We start from the raw sequence: 20647 nt of genomic DNA, 5'->3' as shown, positions 1-20647 counted from the left end.
AAAATGAAAAAATTATATATCAAATCAATATTCCTTTTTTTAGGATTAACGTTGTCTTATTCCTGCTCTGATTATTTGGATAAGGAGAATGATACCGAACTTACTTTGGATAATGTCTTTAGTAGTAAAACAAAAACAGAGCAGTGGTTAGCAGGTTGCTACTCTATGATTCCGGATCCTCTTTGGGGCTATCAACGTGATTTAGGCTGGGAAGTCTTAGGCGATGATATGACTCCTTCTGAAAGATGGCGTAATTATGGTTGGGAAATGATTCCAATTGCTTTGGGTAGTTGGTCAACAAATACAAATTGGGGTCCAGGATATTGGGCTTCACTTCCTCAAAAAATAAGAGAGTGTAACATTCTTATGGAAAATGTAAGGGCGATGCCTGAGCAAAAATTTACAGAAGAGGATGTGAAATTGATTATTGGAGAAGCTCGTTTTTTAAGAGCCTATTATTATTCTTTATTGATTAATACTTATGGACCTGTTCCTTTTAAACCAGAAGAAATTACTCCGGTAAATTATAATCTTTCTGATTTATTAGTGGGTCAAACACCTTATGATGAAATTGTAAGCTGGGTTGATAAAGAATTAGACGATGTGTCTAAAATTTTACCTACATCTTATGCTGACGGAAGAAAATATGGTCGTGCAACATCTATTATGTGTAAGGCTGTTAGAGCCAGAATGTTGCTTTTTGCTGCAAGTCCATTAGTTAATGGTAATTCTGAGTATTCCAGTCACGTTGATAAAGAAGGTAAACATTTATTTAGTACTACTTATGATGCCAATAAATGGAAAGTAGCAGCTGATGCAAGTAAAGACTTAATTCAAACGGCTGAAGCAGCAGGTCATAAATTATATATAGAGTTGAATGCTAATGGAGGAATTGATCCTTTTATGTCTTGTCAAAATTTATTTTTTAAAGATGCCAGTAAAGGAAATACTGAAGTATTGTTTGCTAGACCTGATTCTAATTACAGAGAATACGATCAACATTCAGCACCAAGAGGAAGTGGAGGATTTGGAGGATATGGTGTAACACAATCGTTAGTAGATGCTTTTTTTACTGCTAATGGATTGCCAATATCAGAATCTGGATCAGGTTATGTAGAAAATGGTTTCTCATCAGAAGATGGCTATTGGTCAAACGGAGCAACAAAATGGAAAGAAGTGAAAAATGAAGGACAAGTTACTTTGGCTGGAACTTATAATATGTACTGCAACCGTGAACCAAGATTTTATTTGGCTGTTAATTTTAATGGACAATGGTATAGTAAAGACTCCAGAAAATTAGAGTTCTTTAATGGTAAAAAAGACAACAATAATACACATGATGCTCCACAAAACGGGTATTTATCAAGAAAGAAAACTGATCCATCACGTGATCCTATTAATAATTACTTTACACCTCGTTCAGGAATTGTATACAGATTGGGAGAAGTGTATTTAAATTATGCTGAAGCACTTAATGAATCGAATCCAGGCGATGCTGACATTTTGGTTTATTTGAACAAGATTAGAGAAAGAGCAGGAGTAAGAACTTATACTACAGGTTCTACAAGTCCTACAAGTATTCATATAGATCTTGGTGATCAAGCTAATGTTAGAAAATTAATACACATGGAGCGAAGAGTGGAACTTTGTACAGAAGGTATTCGTTATGATGATTTAAGAAGATGGAAAGAAGCCGAGAATGTATTGAACACAGATTTTTACGGAATGAATTTCTATGGTCAAAATGCTACAGATTTTTATAAGAGAACTGCTTATCAAAAAAGAGTATATAGAAAATCTTTTTATTGGTTTCCAATACACTTATCTGAAATTGTAAAGAATCCTAACTTAGTTCAAGCACCTTTTTGGTAGAATTTAAATAAACACGTAAATAAAATGAAAAATATAAAAAATATAATCTCATTTATAATAATGAGTATAATTTTAATCTCTTGTGAAGATAAGGGACTAGAGAATGCTGACTGGCTTAAAGAACCAAGCTTTGTTAAGCCTATGACTTTAACACCATCTAGTGATGAAGTCGTTATGACAGCTGGTAATGATGATGCAGTAGCCATCACATTTACCTGGACTCCAGGAAATGATAGAGGAACTGGAACTACTTTGAAATATTTTTTCCGTATGGATATTGTAGGTAATAATTTTGCAGAAGCGACTACGTTACTGCAAGAAATGCCTGTTGATGTATTTACTAAATCCTTTACAGTTGGAGAATTAAATGAGTTATTAATTGAAAAATGGGGATATGCTGGCGGTTCTACTGCCAAATTTGAAGCAGAAATAATAGCTCAAGTAGAAAATAGTCCTCAATATCAAAAACCAGAAGTGGCATCTACTTCATTTTCGGCAACCGCTTTTAGTCAAGGACCATTACCGTTGTTCTTGGTAGGCGATGCTATAAGTGGAGGATGGGATTATAATACTGGTAAAAAAATTAATGAAGTAATCGAAAGATCACAATATACGTATACTGGAGATTTCTCCGTAGGATCATTTAAAATAATCGACAAACCAGGCAGCGAATGGCCATCTTATAACCCTTTAGATGAATTTAATCTTGCTTATAACAAGACACAATCTCAAACAGCCACTAATTTTAATGTAACTAAAGCGGGTCGTTATTCTTTGTTCGTAAGCCGCTCAAAACTGACTTACATTTTTGCCTATACACCTTATGAAAATGTTTATATGGTTGGTAATGCAATAACTGGTATAGGTTGGGATATTGGAAGAGCTAAACAAACCACATGGGATCCTAAGAACCCTGAAGTCTTTTCGTATAAAGGACAATTTGACGCTGGTGAATTTAAACTTTATACACAACAGGGTGACTGGAATGGTAGAGCTTTAATGGCTCCAGTAAATGGTACTAAACTTATAGTTGATGGCGAAGCTACACCAATGATGTTGATGCCTAATGCTAATCCAGATAATAAATGGATTATTGAAACCACTGGAAATTATGAACTCATTATTAATCCTGCAAAAATGACCATTAGGTTAAAGAAATTGTAGTCTTAGTAATAAATATATTTTCAAGATAATTAAATTACCAATTATGAAGTCAAAACTTTTAAATCTAAATTGTATTGGAAAGTTTTGGCTTCATTTTTTATAAAAAAAAATCTGCTTATAGGATTAAAAGTACTTTACATTGTTAAGAATTGATCTATGGATATGCTAATTTAATTTCTCCATTTGCTACTATTAAAAATAATCAAATCATGGCAAAACTATAATTAACAACGTCTTATCACCGTTTGTTGAAAAGGTATTTTTTCAAATAGATTCTTCTGTCCATTTGTACCATAAACCACTATACTTTGCATCATCAAAGAACAGAATTAGAAATCCCAGCTGAATATTGTTAAAAAACAAACAGCATAAAAACTGCTATATGAATTTCAAAATCAAGAATACAAGCTTTTTTTTAATCCTTATATTACCACTAATTTCTTTTTCTCAACAAGAAATTAGCTCTTCAGATAATAAAAAGCACAATATTGCTACAACTGAAATAAATACAAATAATTCCATTTTTGAAGATAGTATAATCATTAAAAATGGCTTCCAACTGACATTAAAAAATAATGATCCAAAGCTCAGTCAAGAATTCAAAAAGAACATAGCAGAACGCTTTTTTCTTGTCTATCCTAAAATGCTGAATCATTTTAATCCAAAAGCGACAAAGAGTGTTATCATCACTTTTAGTAATGAAGATACTGACCATCCGGCTCATGCAATGAATAATGAAATCACTGTTTTTACAAAATTTTTCACAAACCCTGGAAGAGAAAAAGATATAGATGTGATTGTACATGAAGGGTTTCATTTAGTTCAGGCATACAAATACAATAAAAATACTCCAGGATGGCTCGTAGAAGGAATTGCAGATTATGTAAGAGAAATTTATGGCGTTAGCAATGAATCAAGTGGTTGGGTTTTACCCAAAACATTAGACGACAAAGGAAATAAATACGAGGCATCTTATAGAACTACTGCACGGTTTTTACTTTGGATAGATTTAAAAGTTAAAAAAGGCATAGTCGATACATTAGACGATAAATGTAGAACCGGAACTTATACCGATGCTGTTTGGAAAAAAGAAACCAATAAAACAGTTGATGAACTTTGTGATGATTACATTAAAAATTACAGCTTATAAATATCTTAAATAAAGGCAATTCTAATCACTTAAGTCAATGATTTTGAAGAAAATATTGAATAAAAATATTTTGAAAACTAGAAATTCAGGTGTCTTATTATTTATGCTATGTGTTTCAAATTTATTTGCACAAACAGCTGATCAGCGTGCAGATAAGGTACAAGATGCAACTAATGCTATTTTCATGTCCTTTGATAAAAGTTATTATAAACATAACAGCACTTCGGATAATGATCCGTATGGTTATGGGTACTGGACACAAGCACATACTCTTGAAACTTTAGCAGATGCTTATCAAAGAACTCGTAATACTGTTTATATAGATCGTATGAAAAGCATTATTGCTGGAATACGAAAATACAATCTTTACGGTCAAGGTACATATCGAAATGATTACTATGATGATTTAGAATGGCTGTGTTTAGCTAGTTTTAACTGTTACAACGCAACCAAGGATACAGAGTTTCTGGATGCTGTACATCAAATATGGGCTGAAATAAAAACAGGATATGCAAATGGAGCGATAGCCTGGAAAAAAGGATGTGATTCTGCTTGTAATAATTCCATTTCAAATGGACCAGCTATTGTTATCGCTGTTAAATTGTATCAATTAGAAGGTGACAGTTCGAATTTGCAAATGGCAAAAGACATTCATGCCTGGATGAAGACTAATGTATTTAACGCTCAAGGAGGAATTTGGGATAGTCCAAATAATTTTGATCCTGGCTGGCAATTCTCTTATAATTCGGGAATGTTTATCGCTGCTTGTTTGGAACTCAGCATCGTTACAGGAGAACAATCCTATATTGATGATGGTATCAAGGCTTCTGATTTTATGATGAATTATAGAAAATTTAATGGTGGAGCATTTTACTTAAATGAAACAGGACAAGGTGATGGTGGTCTATTCAAAGGAATTTTTGCAAAATGGTTTACAGAGTTTGTACGCATTGGGAATTTACCTAAATCCAGAAAAGAACATTATTTGCAAATCATTAATTATACTGCTGATTACGTATGGTCACACGCAGTAGATAAATCCACATTTTTAACTAATTATGATTGGAGGAAACTACCAACGGAATCAATTGATTTATCCACTCAAACAAGCGGTCTTCATTTGTTTGAATCGGTAGCTAGTTTAAACAAGGTACATGTATATCAAGACATTAATTATGCTGGATTTTATTCCCAACTTTCACAGGGAGATTATACAACAGCACAGCTTTTGTCACGAGGTGTTCCTGATAACTTCATTACTTCTTTAACCATTCCTCTTGGTTATGAGGTTACAGTTTATGAAAATGATAATTTTACGGGTACATCTCAAACCTTTACGGCAAACACCGCTTGGCTTGCCGCTTGGAACGATAGAATTTCGTCTATAAAAATTGTAGATACTAATAGTCCGGCTACAGGTTCTATCGCTATAGACAGTTCTGTAATGAATGTTTTTCAAGATGTAAATTTTACAGGTTATAATGTTGCGCTTGATATTGGCGATTATACTTTAGAACAGCTCCAATCCAAAGGGGTATCAGACAACGATATTAGTTCTTTTAAAATTTCAAAAGGGTTTAAGGTTACGCTGTATGAAGGTGATAATTTCACAGGAGAGTCAAAAGATTTTTTTTCAGATACTGTTTTGACTACAGATTGGAATAATAAAGCGACATCCTTACGTGTTCGTGCCAATGGAGATGTCAATTTAGGAGATATCACCTATAATTTACAAAATCGCAACAGCGGTTTAAACATGGATGTATGGGGTTCTAGTCAGTCAACTGGTGGCAATGTAGCACAAGGAACAGCAACTGCCGGGGATAATCAAAAATTTATGTTCACTCATTTAGGAGATGGTTTATATAAAATTATTGCAAAAAATAGCGGGCAATCCTTGAATATTGATGATTATAATGCTGACAATGGTACTAATGTCAATCAATACCCATACAATGCAACCCCAAACCAACAGTTTGTGTTAGTTTCCACAGGAGATGGATATTACAAAATTATCCCTAGAATTAGCGGTAAATTGGTTGAAGTTTCAAATTTCAGTAATGCAAATGGCGCAAACGTTCAACAATGGGAAGATGTTAACGGACAAGCTAGTGGACAATGGAAATTAATAAAAGTCGAGTCATTAGGATTGACGCCACAAGACGAAATAACATCTTCTTTAAATCTATATCCAAATCCAGTTGAAAACACACTTTTTTTTAACACCGATATAAAAGGATCCCAGATAAGTATTTTTTCTCCTACGGGAAGTTTGGTTTTAAAACAAAATGCAGATGATAGCAACAGTGTTGATGTTTCAAAATTACAAACAGGTATATATTTCATTACGATAAATAAAGATGCTAATAAAATCACAAAGAAAATATTGAAAAAATAAAAAATTAATAGCAGCAAAAAATGAAAAAAAATCTACTTGTAAGCATCTTTTGCCTACTTCTTTTTAACACAATTAATGCACAGCAAGGTGTAGTAACTGATGGTAATGCCAAATTTACTGTGCTTAGCCCAATTTTGATTAAAACGGAATATTCAGGCGACGGCATATTCGAAACTAAAAAAAGTTTCAATATAACCAACCTCGATTTACCGACACCTGCATATACATCTATTGTAAATGACGGCTGGCTCGAGATTCGAACAGATAAATTATTATTGCGCTATAAACAAAATTCAGGAAGCTTTAGTGCATCTAATCTAAAAGTCAGTTTAACTGTTAAAGGGCAGCTTGTTGAAGCAACTCCTTGGTTTGGTGGCACTGCTGAATATAAAAGCGAAGCAGAAAACCTAGCGCTATTCGGAGGAGCTAGCTTAGCCGCTGACCATTCTGGTTATTCAGGTTCAGGTTTTGTTGCAGGGTATATTAAGGTTGGACCAGGATTACAATGGGATTTGAATGAGAACATTTCTGGTGGCGATTATAATTTTATATTAAAGTATTGCAATGGAATGGGAAATGACAGAACAGTTAGTTTGTATATTGATGGTGTTAAAACTCAAATAACACTGAGTCCAACTGCAAATTGGGATACATGGGGTATTTTTCGAAAAAAGATTTCATTGTCAACAGGATCTCATAGCATTAAAGTTGTCTGTGATGCGGGTGATACTTACAATGTAAATATTGATTACTTGGCACTGAGTCCGGTGCCAACTGTAAACACTGTGAATGAAGCCGAAAGCGCAATATTGGAAGGAGGGGCTAGTGTCGATACTAACCACCCAGCCTATACTGGGACAGGTTTTGCTTCCGGCTTTGAAAATTCAGGGCCTGCTATTACTTGGCGCTTTGATCAACCATTAGCTAATGGGGATTATACAATTTCCATGCAATATGCTAACGGTACTGGAGGAGATGGCCAACTTACAACACGTACTATGAGTTTGTACATTGATGGAGTAAAAAGCCAAATAGCACTGCCTCCTACTGATAATTGGGACACCTGGAATGTTTTTCAACAAAATGTTTCACTAAGTGCTGGGCCTCATATTATTAAAATTTCATACGACAATGGAGATTCCGGAAAAGTAAATATCGATTGGCTTGGAGTTAGTCCTGTTGGGCAGCCGCTGCCAAATACTATTGGTAAATTCCAAAAAACAAACCTAGGAGGCGGGATACGTTCGCTTGATCTAAAATCTGGGGAAACACCTTTGTGGGATGGCCTTATGAGTAAAGATGGTTGGCATTTGATTGACGATAGTAAAACGGCATTAACAGAAGCTGACGGCTGGGTATCTTCCAGACCATCACATTCTGGCGGATATCAAGACGGTTACTTCTTCGGATACGGAACAGATTATCAAGCGGCATTAAAAGATTTTTATAAAATTACAGGAAATCCGCCTTTGCTGCCTAAATGGGCTTTTGGAGTTTGGTATTCAAAATACGCACCTTATACAAGTGATTTTTATAAAAATACTTTATTACCAAGATTTAGATCGGAGAAAGTTCCCTTGGATGTTTTAGTTGTTGATACTGATTGGAAGTCTCCAGACAAATGGAATGGTTGGAGTTGGGATAACAACCTGTTCCCAGACCCTCAAAGTTTTATTAATTGGGGTAAAGGCGAAGGTCTAGCGATTGCTCTTAATATACACCCTTCTATTCTTAGTAATGATCCAAAGTTCGCAGCAGCAGATGCTACCGCAGGAGGAGGCCTTTTAGGGAGAGTTGGTGATAGATTATCTTTTGATTACAGCAAAAAAAGTCATGCGAAAGCTTATTTTGATCTGCATACGCAATTTAATAATCAGGGAATTCGTTTTTGGTGGTTGGATTGGGTAGATCAAACAGTGAATACGGAAGTAAAAGGACTACCGGTAGAAGCATGGCTTAGTCATTTATATGTGAAAAATATGGAGGACCGAAACATGCGTGGTTTTGCATTTTCGCGTATTGGAGGTGGTTATAATGGATATGGAAATAACGGAGTGCCAGATATGGCTTGGTCAGACCACCGTTATACACTCCACTTTACAGGGGATACATTTGATGAATGGAACTTACTGAAATTTGCAGCAAAGTTTACTATTCGAGAAGGAAACCTTGGAATACCTTATGTGTCACATGATATGGGTAGTTTTAAAGGAAGAACGTTGAGTGACGATAAATACATACGTTGGCTTCAGTTTGGAACTTTTCAGCCGATATTTCGTTTGCACGCTGATGAAAATACAGATAGTAATCGTTTGCCTTGGCAATATCCTAATGTAATAAACCAAGCAAAAGATTTTATTAGATTGCGTCACGCTTTAGTGCCTTATACTTATTCTTTGGCTCATGAATCTTCGACGGGTGGTTTACCAATTGTGAGAGGGATGTATTTTTATCATCCAGAATCGCCAGAGGCATACTCGTTTGATAAGCAATATTTTTATGGAGAAAACATATTAGTTTCGCCAATTGTAACAGGTGGAGAAACGGCTTCTACGAGTGTTTGGTTCCCTAATGGTAAATGGACTAATTACTTTACAAATGAAGTTGTAACAGGACCTGCCACAAAAACAGTAACTGTCAATTATAGTGCAATGCCTGCTTACATCAAAGCTGGAGGAATTATACCGCTAAAACCCTATACTGATTTTATTGGTCAAAAGCTGGACGATTTACTTACTTTAAAAGTATATGCTGGAGCTGATGGTGATTTTTCTTTATATGAAGATGAAGGGGATAATCGCAACTATCAAGCAGGTAATTATGCGCTAACTAGATTAACCTATGATGACGCACAACAAAAACTGACTATACCAACACAGCAAGGTACTTATAATGGTGCGCCTCAAAAACGCGCTTATGATATTGTATTGTACAATGCAGTAATTCCAACGAAGGTTCTCTTGAACGATATCGCACTGAATGTTATAGCTCCGAATTCTGGAGAAGGCTGGTGGATTGCGAATGGAATTGTATATGTTCACTTGAATGAAACGCCGGTTTTAGATAACAAGGTCATCTCTTTTGAAAAAACATCGCTTGGAATGCCAGATCCTATTTATCAAAAAGGTTTACAAGTATACCCAAATCCAGTAATCAATTCGTTTTTCTTTAACAAAGAAATGAAAGGAATTAATGTTCGAATTTTTTCTGTTATGGGTAGCCTGGTTGCACAGCAAAAAGTGGATGCAAATAACAGTGTTAATGTTTCTAAATTAAGTTCAGGAATCTATTTTGTCGTTACAAATAAAGATGGAAAAGAGAATTCAATAAAAATCATAAAAAAATAATTATGAAATCGCCATGGTTTCCAAGTGTAAAAGCTAATAAAGATAATCATGGCGATATCATATTTCCAAAATTTAATATTATCTGAATATGAAAAAAGGATTTAAATTACTCGTGTTGGTTTCCTTGTTGAACCCTTCTTTATCAGTCACACCGATGGATTCAGAGTGATTGTTATCGAAAGAAATAGTCCGCAAGAATTACTGAGGACCCTTGCAGATTTAACCGGGAAATTATTTTGCTGTTTTTGAGAAAGATGGTACTAAAATTACAAAACGGTTTATTAAAAAATAAATCAAACACAATTTTCCTTTTTTTAATTAAGAATTAATTCATAAAAATATCTTATAAAAAAATAAATTATGATACAAATTAAAATAAATAGGTATAGTCTCATTGATAAATTGAGATTGCATTTTGCAGTATTTTTAATGTTTATAGGTTTGGCAGCTCCCATGCAGGCACAGTTGAGTGGAAATCCTTTGTTTACTGGGGCTGATCCTGAGATTCATTACTTTAATAATAAATATTATATCTATACTACAGCTATTTACGGCACCCAGTTTCATGCTTATTCCTCAAATGATTTAACCAATTGGTATGACGAAGGTCTTATTTTCGATCTTTATCCGGATAGTCCGTGGTCACAAAATAATGGCTGGGCACCAGCAGTTGTTTTTCGTAATAATAAATATTATTTCTATTACACTGCCGAAACTAAAATAGGAGTGGCCGTGGGTAATACGCCAATTGGTCCTTTTACGGATATAGGAGCACCGCTTATCGGAACAGATCCTTACACTGATGATATTATTGATGCTAATGTTTTTATCGACGATGATGGACAAGCCTATATTTATTATGGGGGATCAGGCAAAAGCAGAATGGTGGTGCGTAAATTAAACTCCAATATGATTTCCTTGGCTACCGGTCCCACGGATATAACACCTCAAAATTATACTGAAGCGCCTTATATGGTAAAGCGCAAAGGGATTTATTACATGATGTATTCTAACGGATCATGGTTTAATGATACTTACAATGTACAATATTCTACTTCTAATTCTCCTATGGGACCTTGGACATATAGAGGTAAAATATTAAGTTCTAACATAGAAGATAAAGGTCCTGGACATCATGGAGTATTAAAAATAGGGAACTGTGATGAATATTACATAGTTTACCATAGGTATGAAAATGGTACGTCAGGCGACAGGAAAATTGCTATAGATAGAATGTATTTCAATTCCTCTGATTTGATTGAACCTGTTAATATGACTAATTATGGTGTTACGCCCAGAGTACCAGATCAATCTTGTCCTACCCAAAGTATAGTTTCAGGAGGTATTTATAAGTTAACGCATAAAGGGACCAATCAATGTCTGGATGTTTATAATAACGGAAGCCAGTCGGGAACAAATGTCCAGCAAAGTACGGACAATGGTAACGATGCACAACGCTGGATTGTTACACTTGAGGCTGATGGATTTTATAAACTAACTCATAAAGGAACAGCCCAAGTTTTGGACGTTAATAACAATAGTAGTCAAGCTGGTGCCAATGTGCAACAATGGACAGATCTTGCTACTGATGCACAACGTTGGAAAATTGAGATGATGTCTGATGGCTATTGTAAATTGACTCATAAAGGGACCAATCAATGTTTGGATGTTGATAATAATAGCAATCAATCGGGAGCCAATGTGCAGCAATGGGCAGATAATCTTAATGCTAATAATGATGCGCAGCGATGGAAACTGGATTTGATTGAAGTTCCAATTGTTTCCGGAGGTGTTTACAGACTGACTCATAAAGGGACTAACCAAAGACTAGATGTGAGTGGAGGAGGTACTCAGCAAGGTGCAAATGTGCAGCAACATAATCCTAATGAAACTGATGCTCAACGCTGGGTTATTACTAAGGAATCAGATGGTTTTTATAAATTAACCCACAGAGGGACCAATCAAGTTTTGGATGTCGATAACAATAGCAGTCAGGCTGGAGCCAATGTGCAGCAATGGACAGACCTAGGCACTAATGCACAGCGTTGGAAAATAGAACTGATGAGTGATGGCTATTTTAAACTCACCCATAAAAACACCAATTTATGTCTGGATGTTGTAAATAATCTGGCTGAACCGGGAACAAATGTACACCAATATACAGATAATGGTAACGATGCCCAACGCTGGAAACTGGATTTAATAAAACCTACCACAAGTACTGCCAAATTTGCTAATTCCTTATTAAAAGCAGATAACGAAATTGAGGGAATGGATATAAATGTATATCCAAATCCGGTGCAAAATACACTTTTCTTTACTACTGAAATGAAGGGAATTCAGGTTCAGGTTTTTTCTCCAATCGGAAGTTTGGTTTTAGAGCAAAAAATTAAGGATAATAGTTTAGATGTTTCGGGTTTAACAACGGGAAATTATTTTGCTGTTTTTGAGAAAGATGGTACTAAAATTACAAAACGATTTATTAAAAAATAATAGCAAACACTATTCTTGTTTTTCAAAACGAAGAATTAATTCATAAAAATATCTTACAAAAAAATAAATTATGATACGAATTAAAATAAATAGGAATAATCTCATTGATAAATTGAGATTTCGTCTTACGGTATTTTTAATGTTTATAAGCTTGGCTGCTCCCATGCAGGCACAGTTGAGTGGAAATCCTTTATTTTCAGGGGCAGATCCCGAAATTCATTATTTTGAAAATAAGTATTACATCTATACTACAGCCACTTACGGTACACAGTTTCATGCGTATTCTTCAATTGACTTAACCAATTGGAAAGACGAAGGTGTTATTATGGATCTTTATCCAGATAGTCCTTGGGCACAAAATAATGGTTGGGCACCGGCAGTTGTTTTTCGCAATAGCAAATATTATTTCTATTACACAGCTGAAGCTAAAATAGGCGTGGCAATAGGTAATACACCCATTGGCCCTTTTAAAGATACAAATGATACGCCGCTTATCGCAACAGACCCCAAAATGACTGATATTATTGATGCCATGGTATTTACGGATGATGACGGTAAAAATTATATTTATTATGGGGGGTCAGGCCAAAGCAAATTGTCGGTACGTACATTAGGTGCCGATATGGTTTCAGTTTCTGAACCTACTGATATAACTCCTCCAAATTATACCGAAGGACCTTTTATGGTAAAGAGAAATGGGATTTACTATATGATGTATTCTAATGGATATTGGGGAAATGATTCTTATAATGTTCGGTATTCTACTTCTAATTCTCCTATAGGACCCTGGACCTATCAAGGTGTTATTCTTAGCTCGAATAGTGAGGATAAAGGACCAGGACATCATTCCGTTATAAAGATGGGAGATTGTGATGAGTATTATATTGTATATCATCGTTATGAAAATGCTTCAAGCGGAGATAGAAAAATTGCCATTGATCATATGTATTTTAATGCGGCTGGTTTAATCGAACCTATAAATATGACTAATTATGGGGTAAAACCAAGAACACCCGACAATTCATGTACATCCTTACCGGTAGCTCCAATTGTTTCAGGCGGAACTTATAAATTGACACACAAAGACACCAATCAGTGTTTAGAAGTAGAAGATAATAGCAGTGAGCTAGGTGCTAATGTGCATCAAAATACAGATAACGGCAGCGATTCTCAGCGTTGGGTTGTTACTCTTGAATCAGACGGTTTTTATAAATTGACTAATAAAGGTACCAATCAATGTTTAGAAGTTAATAATGGCAGTAGTCAGCCTGAAGCCAATGTTCAACAAGGAGCTGATACGGGTAATGATGGTCAACATTGGAAATTAGAAGCGATGACAGATGGTTATTTTAAGATAACACATAAAGGAACCGACCAATGTTTAGCAGCAGATCAAAACAGTAATGCTCCTCTTACCAATATAATACAATATACAGACAACGGTAACGATGGACAGCGTTGGAAATTGGAATTAATTCAAGCTCCAATTGTTTCGGGAGGACTATACAAATTAACCCACAAAGGAACGAATCAGGTTATAAGTGTAGACAGAGACAGTACTTCACCGGGAGCCAATGTTCATCAATGGACTGATAGCGGAAATGTTGATGCACAACGCTGGTATATTACTTTAGAAAGTGATGGATTTTATCAGCTGAAGCATAAGGGAACCAATCAAGTTTTGGATGTTGATAATAACAGCGCTAATGATGGTGCCAATGTTCATCAATGGAATGATACTGATAATGATGCCCAACGCTGGAAACTGGATTTGATGCCTGACGGTTATTATAAGTTAACCCATAAGGGGACTAATAAATGTCTTGATGTAAGCAATAATCTTTCGGAACCGGGGACAAATATTCAACAATGGACAGACAATGGAAATGATGCCCAACGCTGGAAGCTTGATTTAATGCCGGATGTGAATCCAATAATTGGGAGTGGAACTGGTCTGTCAGGAAACTATTTCAACGGAATGAATTTTGAAACATCGGTATTCAACAGAGTAGATGCTACTATTAATTTTGACTGGGCATTTACTGCTCCAAACTCTAGTGTAAATTCAGATCAATTCACAGTGCGTTGGAGAGGTCAAATACAACCAAAATATAGTGGTGAATATACTTTTTATGTGACTAGTAATAATGGAAGAAGGTTATGGGTTAATGACAAACTGATTGTTGATGGATGGATTGATGATACAGGAGAATACAGAGGAAAAATTTCTCTTGTGGCCGGACAGAAATATGATATCAAATTAGAATATTTTGAAAACAGCAGTGCTGCTAGTTGCAAACTGGAATGGTCAAATTTTTTGCAAGGCAGAGAAGTAATACCGATGTCACAATTTTATGAAAGTACTTTAGGTATTCAGAATCCACAGATAAGTCCTAATATCATTATGATAAATCCTGTTGATCAGCTATTGCATATTATATCCGATGTTGATTTATCATCAGCAGATATAAAAATATATGATATTCAAGGCAGACTATTGGTTAATCCAAAAAAGTATTACAACGATTTGTATGTAGGGAATTTGAAACAAGGGATGTATTTGCTGCAAATTCAAATTAATGGTGCTAAATATATTAAGAAATTTATTAAAAAATAAACCCAAAATAAAAAGTATATACTTCAAATAAAATTTTTCAAATTATAAATAATCAAAGCTTTTGATGAGTTTATTTAAAGTATTTATTTAAAATTGATTTTAAAATAGAATATGAAAACAAAACAAATTTTAGTTGCAATTTTTTGTATTGCTTCGGCAACGTTATTCGCTCAGGAATTAAAACCTGAAGCAAACCCATTGGCAATTGTAGTGTCTGGAAATGCCAGATTCACGGTACTTTCTCCACGTGTAATACGAATGGAATGGAGTGCAGATGGAAAGTTTATAGACAATGCTTCGTTAACTTTCGTTAATCGAAATCTTCCAGTACCATTGTTTACTAAAAAGGAGACTAATGGTGTACTCCAAATAACTACAGATGTGGTAAAACTTAAATATAAATCCGGTACAGGCAAGTTTACCGAGAATAATTTGAGCATAGATTTTACAGTTAATGGTAAGATAACTACCTGGAAACCGGGGATGTCAAACAAAGGAAACCTTTTGGGTACAACCCGAACTTTGGATGGAGTTGATGGTCCGGCAAAGGAATTGGAACAAGGTATAATTTCACGCGATGGATGGTATTTGATAGACGACAGTGAGCGCCCACTTTTTGATAAGTCCGAATGGTCTTGGGTAATGGCACGACCTGGTGATAAACCTCAGGATATGTATCTTTTTGCATATGATTCTGATTATAAAATGGCTCTAAAAGACTATACTAATATTGCAGGTAAAATTGCTATGCCTCCACGATTTGCTTTCGGGGCGTGGTGGTCGCGATACAGAGAATACACTGATACAGAATTTCGTGAACTTGTTGGTGAGTTCAAGACACATGATGTTCCTCTTGATGTATTTGTAATTGATATGGATTGGCATGTGAAATCATTGCCTGAATTTTTCAAAAATGGGCAACGACAAAGAGATCAAGCTGGAGAAGATGCCGGATGGACTGGTTTTACATGGAATAAAAATTTCTTTCCTTCTCCAGAAAAGTTTTTAAAATGGACAGATGAGCAACATCTTAAAACTTGTTTGAATCTGCATCCTGCTTCAGGAATACAACCCTACGAAGAAGCATATCCGGAAATGGCAAAGGCAATGGGAATAGATCCTGCTTCAAAAAAATATGTGCCTTTTGATATTACAGATAAAAAATTTGCAACCAATTACATGAATCTCGTATTACACCCAATTGAAAAAGCAGGTGTCGATTTTTGGTGGCTGGATTGGCAACAATGGGGAAGTACTAATATTCCAGGCGTTAATCCTACTTTTTACTTAAATTATGTACATTATAGTGACATGGAACGCCAAAACAAAGTGCGTCCACTTATATTTCACCGTTGGGGAGGATTAGGAAATCATAGGTATCAAATCGGGTTTTCCGGGGATACTCATGTAAGTTGGGAATCCTTAAATTATCAGCCTTATTTCACCGCTACCGCGGCCAATGTAGGATTTGGTTATTGGAGTCATGATATTGGTGGGCATCAGGGTGATGCAGGTTCTCCTGAACTGTATACTAGATGGATTCAATGGGGTGTTTTTAGTCCAATATTTAGAACACACGCAACTTCTGCATCACATCATGAACGACGTATATGGGCATATCCACTCGAAAATTTCCTTATTATGCGAGATGCTTATTTGCTGAGATATTCTTTGGTTCCATATTTATATAATGAAGCACGTAATACCTATGAAACAGGTGTTTCTACAGTTCATCCAATGTATTATGATTATCCAAAGGAAGAAAACGCATATGGTATACCCAACCAATATATGTTTGGTCGGGATATGATTGTGCATCCCATTACTAAACCTATCGACAAGGGGAATGTTTTTTTGTCACACGAAACATGGTTGCCTGAAGGTAAATGGTACGAATGTAGTACAGGAAGTATAATAAAGGGGAACAAAAAAGTTACGATGCCTTTTACTTTAGGTGATATTCCTGTTTTTGTAAAAGAAGGAGCCATTATTCCAATGCAGTCAAAAGCGGAAAGAACAGATGAAAAACCACTCAATCCTTTAATTCTTTCTTTTTATCCTGGCAAAAAAGGAGCTTTGAAACTTTATGAAGATGAAGGAAATAATAACAATTTCAAGAAAGGAACTTTTACATATACTCCAATATCTTCAGAACTTTCAGGGAACACAATGACTATTAGTATAGCACCAGTTGAGGGATCATTCCCGGGTATGTTGTCTTCTAGAGGTTATGAACTTCGTTTCCCGGGCTCTTTTCCTCCAACGACTGTATCAGTAAATGGTCAAAATATTCCATACAGTGCTGCGGCTAAAGTGGGGAGCTGGTTATATGCTGGAAACGATTTTGAAACACGTATTTATTTACCGGAATTTCCGACCAATGAAACCGTTTCGGTTCAGGTACAATTCCCTGATTATGATCAACAATTACTTTCAGGTAAAAAAGGACAACTTAAGTACATGAAAAATTTCGAAGCATTTCGTTTGTTAAATAATTGGAATGACGGATTACAGGATGCTTCCGGAATAGTATCGCTTTCTCAATTTGGTCAAAATTTAGAATATAATCTTACGGACATTAAACCACTTATTGATGGTTTTGCCGACCGTTGGAACAATGCGCTCTCGATTATTCAATCTGTTAGTGTAACAAACAAAGAGTATACTCCTTACTATGAATTGCTAAAAAAATACGGAAGTGTTGCCGAAAGACCCGAATTTAAAAATACTTCAAGCGAGTCTCAATTTGAAACGAAAGCTAAGGTAGAGTTTGTTACAAAAGGAACTGATAAAATATATTATACAACGGATGGTTCCGTGCCAACCCGTCATTCACAACTTTACACAAAAACATTCGAAGTTGCAGTTCCGGTACGTGTAAACGCTATTGCATGTCCTGCAGAAAATGGCGCCTGCAGTTCTGTTATTTCAAAAATATTTTATAACAAGAAAACAGGATTAAATTATAGTTTATACAAAGGAACTTGGGATAAAATCCCAGATTTCAACAAACTTACACCTGTTGATTCAGGCTATGTTCCTGATTTTGATTTGAGTAAAATTAACCATGACAGCAATAATTATGGCTTAGTCTACAATGGATATATAAATATTCCAGCTGATGGGAAATACACTTTTTATATCGCTTCTGATGACGGTAGTAAACTGTATATAAACAACCAATTGGTTATTGACAATGATGGATTACATGGTTTTAACGAAAAAAAATCTGAAATGATATTAAAGAAAGGCCTTCTGCCAATTCGTGTAGAATATTTCCAAGAAAGTTATGGACAAGGACTTTCAGTTGAATTTTCATCGGATAAAATAACTAAAACAAGTCTTTTTCCTTCCATTTAATTCAGTTATAAATAAAAAATAAAAAGAATGCAAAGAATAAAATTTATATAAAAAAAAACAATTAAATATGAAAACAATTAAATTACTAACGTGCTTTTTTTTACTGTTTGGATGGAGCACCAGCGAAGCACAAAAAAGGAATTTTGAACTACTATCACCAAACGGATCCATAAAAGTTTCAATTGCTCTGGCAGATAAAATATATTATTCAATTAGTATTGGAAACGAAGAATTAGCATCCAAAAACCATATTGCATTAATTCTTAAAAACGAAACTTTAGGACTGAATCCTTCCTTATCCGGAACTAAAAAAGGAAACAAAAGTGAAGTGATACATCCTGTCGTTCCTCTTAAATATGCATCGGTTACAGCTAGTTATAATTATTTAGTATTAAATTTTAAGGAAGGCTATTCAGTAGAATTTCGTGCTTTTAATGATGGTATTGCACATCGTTTTATAACCAATAAAAAAAGTGAAATTGAAGTCGTAAATGAAGATTTTTCGGTAAACTTTACAGGTAATTACCTGCTACACCTTCAACAAACTAGAGGATTTAAAACATCATCTGAAGAAGAATATTCTCATATTCAATCGAGTAATTGGAAACCTTCAGATAAGATGTCAACACTCCCTATTCTAATTGACACAAAAAAGAATTATAAGATATTAATTAGTGAATCTGATTTGTCTGACTATCCAGGAATGTTTGTAAAAGGAACTGGTAGTGGAATTGTATCTACGTTTCCAAAAGTTCCTTTAGAATTTGGACCAGATGGAGACCGAAGTGTCGCTATTGTAAAAGAAGCTAATTATATTGCAAAAACAACTGGGACACGAAATTTCCCATGGCGTTACTTTGTTATCACCAAAAATGATAAGCAACTTATTGAAAATACAATGACTTTAAAATTGGCACCTAAAAATGAGCTAAAAGATACTTCTTGGATAATACCGGGGCAAGCTAGTTGGGAATGGTGGAACGGAGCTTCACCGTTTGGTCCAGATGTTAATTTTGTTGCTGGGTGCAATTTAGATACGTATAAGTATTTTATAGATTTTGCTTCAAAAAATGGTGTTAAATACATTATTATGGATGAAGGTTGGGCTAATAGTACAACTGATCCTTATTCACCAAATGCAAATGTGAATGTACACGAACTAATACGCTATGGAAAGGAAAAAAATGTGGGTGTCGTGTTATGGCTTACTTGGCTTACCGTTGATAAAAATATGGAACTTTTTAAAACGTTTAGTGAATGGGGAGTTGCAGGTGTGAAAATTGACTTCATGGATCGTAGTGATCAAGTAATGGTTAATTACTATGAAAATGTAGTAAAAGAAGCTGCAAAACATAAAATATTTGTGGACTTTCATGGAGCTTTTAAACCATCTGGGTTAGAATATAAATATCCTAATCTAATCTCCTATGAAGGTGTTCGAGGAATGGAACAAATGGGAGGATGTAGACCTGATAATAGCGTGTACTTTCCATTTATGCGTAATGCTGTTGGAGCTATGGATTATACTCCTGGAGCCATGATAAGTATGCAGCCGGAAGTATACATATCAGAGCGACCTAATTCTGCAAGTATTGGCACCAGAGCCTATCAGCTTGCTCTTTTTGTGGTTTTTGAAAGTGGTATACAAATGCTTGCGGATAGTCCTACCAATTATTATAAAGAAAAAGAAAGCACCGAATTTATAACTGCTGTACCAACTACTTGGGATGAAACCGTGGTACTAGAAGCTAAGGTTGGCGAGTATGCCATTGTAGCCAAAAGAAAAGGAACAAAGTGGTTTATAGGAGGAATAACTAATGGCGCTGAGAAAGAAAGGAATTTTGAAATTAAATTAGACTTTTTAAAAGATAAAAAATACAATTTGACATCATTTGAAGACGGAATTAATGCAGGATATCAAGCGATGGATTACAGAAAAAAAACATTAACAGTAGACAATAATAGTACTGTAAAAATAAAGATGGTGAGAAATGGCGGATGGGCTGCAGTTTTAGACGAAAAGCAAATTAGATAATAAGTTTATTGTTAAATAAAATCCCATCTTGTTACAAGATGGGATTTTAAATTTTACCTCACGGATGAAATTTTCAATAAACTCTTTAATTCTAAAATTTAGGTTTTTATTAATTTTTTTTATTGGTTTTAAATTAAAACATTATGGCCATATAATAAAATGGAGTATGTGTTTTTTTATTACTCACTAAATCGTTTTACTATATTTGTTG

9 protein-coding genes are annotated in these 20647 nt (G+C 34.9%); all 9 read left to right on the top strand.

The window, feature by feature from the left end:
• Positions 1 to 3 precede the first annotated feature (3 nt).
• On the top strand, positions 4 to 1872 hold the full coding sequence (locus O6P34_RS13445) for a RagB/SusD family nutrient uptake outer membrane protein (RefSeq protein ID WP_269685026.1): 1869 nt from the start codon (positions 4 to 6) through the stop codon (positions 1870 to 1872).
• 60 nt (positions 1873 to 1932) lie between these two features.
• On the top strand, positions 1933 to 3036 hold the full coding sequence (locus O6P34_RS13440) for a SusE domain-containing protein (RefSeq protein WP_269685025.1): 1104 nt from the start codon (positions 1933 to 1935) through the stop codon (positions 3034 to 3036).
• Positions 3037 to 3418: 382 nt separating this feature from the next.
• The gene (locus tag O6P34_RS13435; protein ID WP_269685024.1) at positions 3419 to 4186 is read left to right on the top strand and encodes a basic secretory protein-like protein; all 768 of its coding nucleotides are present in this window, start codon (positions 3419 to 3421) and stop codon (positions 4184 to 4186) included.
• A gap of 70 nt (positions 4187 to 4256) precedes the next feature.
• Positions 4257 to 6584, top strand: a complete 2328-nt coding sequence (locus O6P34_RS13430) for an RICIN domain-containing protein (protein WP_269685023.1) — start codon at positions 4257 to 4259, stop codon at positions 6582 to 6584.
• 20 nt (positions 6585 to 6604) lie between these two features.
• A complete protein-coding gene (locus tag O6P34_RS13425) occupies positions 6605 to 9931 on the top strand; it encodes a TIM-barrel domain-containing protein (RefSeq protein ID WP_269685022.1) in 3327 nt (1108 codons plus the stop codon).
• 360 nt (positions 9932 to 10291) lie between these two features.
• Positions 10292 to 12424, top strand: a complete 2133-nt coding sequence (locus O6P34_RS13420) for an RICIN domain-containing protein (protein ID WP_269685021.1) — start codon at positions 10292 to 10294, stop codon at positions 12422 to 12424.
• A 70-nt stretch (positions 12425 to 12494) separates the two neighbouring features.
• The gene (locus O6P34_RS13415; protein WP_269685020.1) at positions 12495 to 15041 is read left to right on the top strand and encodes an RICIN domain-containing protein; all 2547 of its coding nucleotides are present in this window, start codon (positions 12495 to 12497) and stop codon (positions 15039 to 15041) included.
• A gap of 111 nt (positions 15042 to 15152) precedes the next feature.
• Complete coding sequence (locus O6P34_RS13410) at positions 15153 to 18401, top strand: TIM-barrel domain-containing protein (protein ID WP_269685019.1); 3249 nt, start codon at positions 15153 to 15155, stop codon at positions 18399 to 18401.
• Positions 18402 to 18468: 67 nt separating this feature from the next.
• Positions 18469 to 20436 (top strand): glycoside hydrolase family 97 protein, encoded by a 1968-nt coding sequence (locus O6P34_RS13405; protein ID WP_269685018.1) that lies wholly within the window; start codon positions 18469 to 18471, stop codon positions 20434 to 20436.
• The last annotated feature ends 211 nt before the right edge of the window (positions 20437 to 20647 follow it).

Origin of the sequence: Flavobacterium lacustre (assembly GCF_027474525.2) — a bacterium.
In the GTDB taxonomy this organism is placed as follows: domain Bacteria; phylum Bacteroidota; class Bacteroidia; order Flavobacteriales; family Flavobacteriaceae; genus Flavobacterium; species Flavobacterium lacustre.
This window is presented reverse-complemented; position numbering and strand designations above follow the sequence as displayed.